The sequence below is a fragment of the uncultured Thiodictyon sp. genome (assembly GCF_903946935.1).
Lineage (GTDB): Bacteria > Pseudomonadota > Gammaproteobacteria > Chromatiales > Chromatiaceae > Thiodictyon.
The window spans coordinates 1-3,697 of record NZ_CAJAXH010000102.1 but is presented as its reverse complement, the minus strand read 5'-3'; the positions used below and the strand labels follow the sequence as shown (position 1 = coordinate 3,697).

At 62.2% G+C, this 3,697-nt stretch carries 5 protein-coding genes; all 5 read left to right on the top strand.

Annotation, left to right across the window (positions count from 1 at the left end):
• Positions 1–268 precede the first annotated feature (268 nt).
• The 5 genes from QZX93_RS09310 (at position 269) to QZX93_RS09290 (ending at position 3,593) form a co-directional block, all read left to right on the top strand.
• Complete coding sequence (locus tag QZX93_RS09310; RefSeq protein WP_295392465.1) at positions 269–1,471, top strand: chitobiase/beta-hexosaminidase C-terminal domain-containing protein; 1,203 nt, start codon at positions 269–271, stop codon at positions 1,469–1,471.
• Positions 1,471–2,052, top strand: coding sequence for an anti-phage-associated DUF3780 domain-containing protein (locus QZX93_RS09305; RefSeq protein WP_295392464.1), 582 nt, complete (start codon positions 1,471–1,473; stop codon positions 2,050–2,052). Before QZX93_RS09310 ends, QZX93_RS09305 begins: the two co-directional genes overlap by 1 nt.
• Before the next feature lie 124 nt (positions 2,053–2,176).
• Positions 2,177–2,383, top strand: coding sequence for a hypothetical protein (locus QZX93_RS09300; RefSeq protein WP_295392463.1), 207 nt, complete (start codon positions 2,177–2,179; stop codon positions 2,381–2,383).
• Positions 2,383–2,790 carry a PIN domain-containing protein gene (locus tag QZX93_RS09295; RefSeq protein WP_295392462.1) on the top strand — a complete coding sequence of 136 codons (408 nt, stop codon included), beginning with the start codon at positions 2,383–2,385 and terminating at the stop codon, positions 2,788–2,790. Before QZX93_RS09300 ends, QZX93_RS09295 begins: the two co-directional genes overlap by 1 nt.
• Positions 2,787–3,593, top strand: a complete 807-nt coding sequence (locus tag QZX93_RS09290; RefSeq protein WP_295392461.1) for a DUF1156 domain-containing protein — start codon at positions 2,787–2,789, stop codon at positions 3,591–3,593. Before QZX93_RS09295 ends, QZX93_RS09290 begins: the two co-directional genes overlap by 4 nt.
• The last annotated feature ends 104 nt before the right edge of the window (positions 3,594–3,697 follow it).

The window sequence follows — 3,697 nt, the reverse complement described above, 5'->3', positions numbered from 1 at the left end:
GTTCGGCAGAGCAGTAATCGCTCCAAGCCCTGTCAGGGGCTTGTCGATGCGGCTCGTTATGCGACTCTATGACGCCCTACATGTCGTCATAACATCATGTAATTTATAAATATGCCGACCTACTGAGATCCCAAAGAGCCAACTCTACGCCGCCCAGCAGGCGGATAGCCGCATTCCCAAGGGCCACCCCCAGCGCGAGGACCTCGAACGTTTCCAGCAACTCTACGAGCAGGACTTCAACGCCACCATCCTCGGCCTGTTTGACAAGGTGCTGTTTCCGATCCAGCGCGCCGGCCGGCCACCCCAGCTCGCCGCCAAACCTCTGGACATGACCCGGGACTCCACCAAACCGTTTAACGGTGAGGAACAGATCGAAAAGACCCTGACGGCGAACCCGCTCAAGCTCTATCTAGATGTGGAACAGGAATTCGACGCCATCCGCGATAAGGCTCAGGACCTGCTTTGGCCGGAGAACCAGGACGATGCCCGCTGGTCTGATGTGGTCGACCGCTATGCCGAACAACCCGGTATGCCCTGGCTGCCACCCAAGGGCCTGGACAGCCTCTTGAGTCTCGCCTGCAACCGTGGGCTGTGGGAGGACCTCAAGAACGGCTACATCACCAAGAAGCCCAAGAAGAAGCGCACCTCCGCCCAGGTCACGGTCGAGTCTGGGCCAGACGATGAGGGGCGTGTACGCCTGCGCGTCGAGCCCCAGCATGCTGGGCCGGCCCCACGCATCCATTATCTGGAGGACGGTCCGGTTGCGGACAGCAGTCCGGTGCTCCAGGACCAGACACTGAGTACCAAGGCGCTGCGCGTCAGCTTCAAGGTGGCCGACCCTTCCGGTCAGTACGAGATCGGCGATCCCGTGACCTGGACCAACAAGTTGATCCTGCGCAATCGCCTGGCAGATGAGGGCGAGCAGCGCAGCCTCGAGCTGTTCGTGGCCCCCCGCGGCGCCATCCGCTACACCCTGGACGGCAGAGAGCCCCGCGACGGCGCCGAATACCAAGAGTCGATCCCGCTGGGCGACGGCGACATTCTGGTGCGCGCCTTCGCCGAGGCCGACGGGCTCGAGGCCAAGGCTGAGTTCCGTTTCACCGCTGTCGGCGAGAAAGACATCCATATTGATCCGGTTAAACCGGGGCGTATCGTCTCGCGCACTGGCCGCAAGCTCGACTCTCGCGCCAAGACTTTCGAAGGGCTCAAGCAGGCCGCAGAGCGCTCCGTTACCTTCGAGGGTATCAGTCTCACAGTGGGACAGGGCAGCCAGATGATCGCTGTAAGCGTGGGCGAGGTTCCGGTCGAGGGTCCGTTCATTGAGGCCCTGTTGACCAAGGTCCTGGAGAAATTTACACCCGACACCCCGGTGACCATGACCTTCCGCAAGGCCCATTTCCTGTCCGGCCACGACCTCAAGGACTTCGCCGCAAAACTCGGGATCGAGCTCAAGGCGGGTGACGTCGAGTAATGGCCGAGCGCGCTGCGACCATTGACTTCGGTGCGCCGGCGGACTTTGGTGCCCATCTGTTCCGTGTCGAGATTCCGGCCGGTCGCAGCCAGCCGGTCCTGATCGTCGAGGACTATGGCTACCGGGGCGAACAGGGCGGGACCCCCAGGGCCGAGGAGCGCGCCTTGTTGCCAAGGTCCGTCTGGTCCGCGATTGCCGACACGGCGCGGCGTGAGTTCAATGTTAGGCTCAAGGTCGCCAAGGTTCAGACCGGACGGTGGCATAGCGGCCGCAATCTGGTGGATCGCCTGCTTGGGCGTGAGCTGTGTGTGCTGGCCTGGGCCGCCGAGACGGCGACCCGCGACCAGCTCCCGGTGATCGGCAGCAAGTGGGCCGCGCTGCGCCCGGAGGAGCGTTGGTGGCTGTTTGCCATGACCGTGGCCGAGGCTGGGCTGCCCGAAGATACCCAGCGCGGCTGGCGCCGGGCGCTGTTCCATGCCCTGTCGGATGGAGAGAAACCGGCGACGGGCCGGCGGCGTCTGCGGCCGATGGAGGCGGACCTGTTCGACCTGCCATTGTTTGCTGTCGGCAAGTCGAACTGAGCGTGGGAGTTTGTGCAGCAGCGGGCGGCACAATTGGCGTTGGGGTTCACGGTCGTCGCCCCATCCGATTCGCAATAACCGAGGGTTTACCAGCATGGTCCAGGCACATCGAGTCATCTGCTCCGTGCACGACAAACAGTTGCACATCGATCTCCCGGCGGATTTTCCCGCTGGCGCGGAAGTGGAGGTCATCATTCTCCCGCTATTTCCGGTCAAAACCGTCGCGGCCGACCCAGCAACCGGCGAATGGTTGCGGGGCTTGTGGGCCTGTGCCCCGGACTTTCCCGACCGCCTGCCTGATCTTCCGCCAAAACCGGTCGAGATTCCCTGATGCCACAGTTTCTGTTGGATACCAATACCTGTATCGAGATCCTTCGCGGACGGCGTGAGTCCATCGCCGGCCGCGTTGCCGAACAACCCCTTAGTGATCTATCGATCTGCTCCATTGTCTGGGCCGAGCTGTTGGTGGGTGCGCATCTCTCCAAACGCGGATTCGACCAGGAGCATGCGCGACTTGCCCCATTCTTGAATCTCGTTCAATTCCCATTCGATCAATCAGCGGCCGAGCACTATGCCCAGATTCGCAGTCATCTACAGCCTCTCGGCCAATTGATCGGCGAGCGGGACCTGCAGATCGCAGCTATCGCCCGTTCCAGAGACCTTATCCTGGTTACGCATAACACGAACGAGTTTAATAGGGTTCCCGGCATGCGTATTGAGGACTGGGAAAAGCCATGACCGGAGACGCCCCGCAGATTGTCCCCTTCGCCCTCAAGGACGCCCCCGCACTGATCGAGCACCTGTTGCCGGTGCAGAAGCTCTCTACCGAGGCATACAAGGAGCAGATGGCGGTTCATGGCAAGACCCTGACCGCTCTGGGGAGCTACTGGAAAGGCCGCAAACCGCTGATCCTGAATAAAGCCTGCATTCTTGGCTGTCTACTTCCGGCCACCGATGACCTGGCCCTGGACCTGGAGATTTTCGAACAGCTGATGGCCATGGATGACGCGTCATTCGTTGCGCGCTGGAAGCGTCGCGCCAAGCCGAAGGAGATCCTCGCCGAACTGTACATCGACCCGATCGACGCCTTTTTCACGGTCGACCCGCCGGGCAGCCTCCCAAACGTGTCGCCGATCGATTGGTCGGACTCGATCCTCAAAGGGGTCAAGGTCGCCTGGCGCGCGGATGTGAGCGAGCTGATGCGCCGCCGGCTGGAGGTCCAACTGCTGCCGGAGCTGACCTATCGGGAGTGGGTTGAACAGGCGCGCCGGCCCGAAGAGGTCATGGACACCGTACACGACCATATCTGGGACGCGGTCAATGCCCATCTCGGAACCCACGCCGGTTCATTCCCCGAACTGGTCGAGGAACTCGGCATCCTGCGTTTCGGCCATCGCCCGCGGGTGGCGGACACCTTCTGTGGCTCAGGCCAGATCCCATTCGAGGCGGCTCGGCTCGGTTGCGATGTCTATGCCTCGGACCTGAACCCCATCGCCTGCATGCTGGGGTCTGACAATCATCGGAACGAAAACTTACGCTAAGGACCAGTCATCGTCCTCCGGCCCCCGGAGGGGTCGCATCCCGCCGCGGGCGACCTGCTCGGCCAGCAAGAAGGCGTAGCGGCCCAAGACGTTGATATGATGGG

Bases quoted from the DNA above. Each gene is read 5' to 3' on its own strand.
- QZX93_RS09290 (WP_295392461.1), top strand. From the start codon at position 2,787: ATGACCGGAGACGCCCCGCAGATTGTCCCCTTCGCCCTCAAGGACGCC.
- QZX93_RS09305 (WP_295392464.1), top strand. From the start codon at position 1,471: ATGGCCGAGCGCGCTGCGACCATTGACTTCGGTGCGCCGGCGGACTTT.
- QZX93_RS09295 (WP_295392462.1), top strand. From the start codon at position 2,383: ATGCCACAGTTTCTGTTGGATACCAATACCTGTATCGAGATCCTTCGC.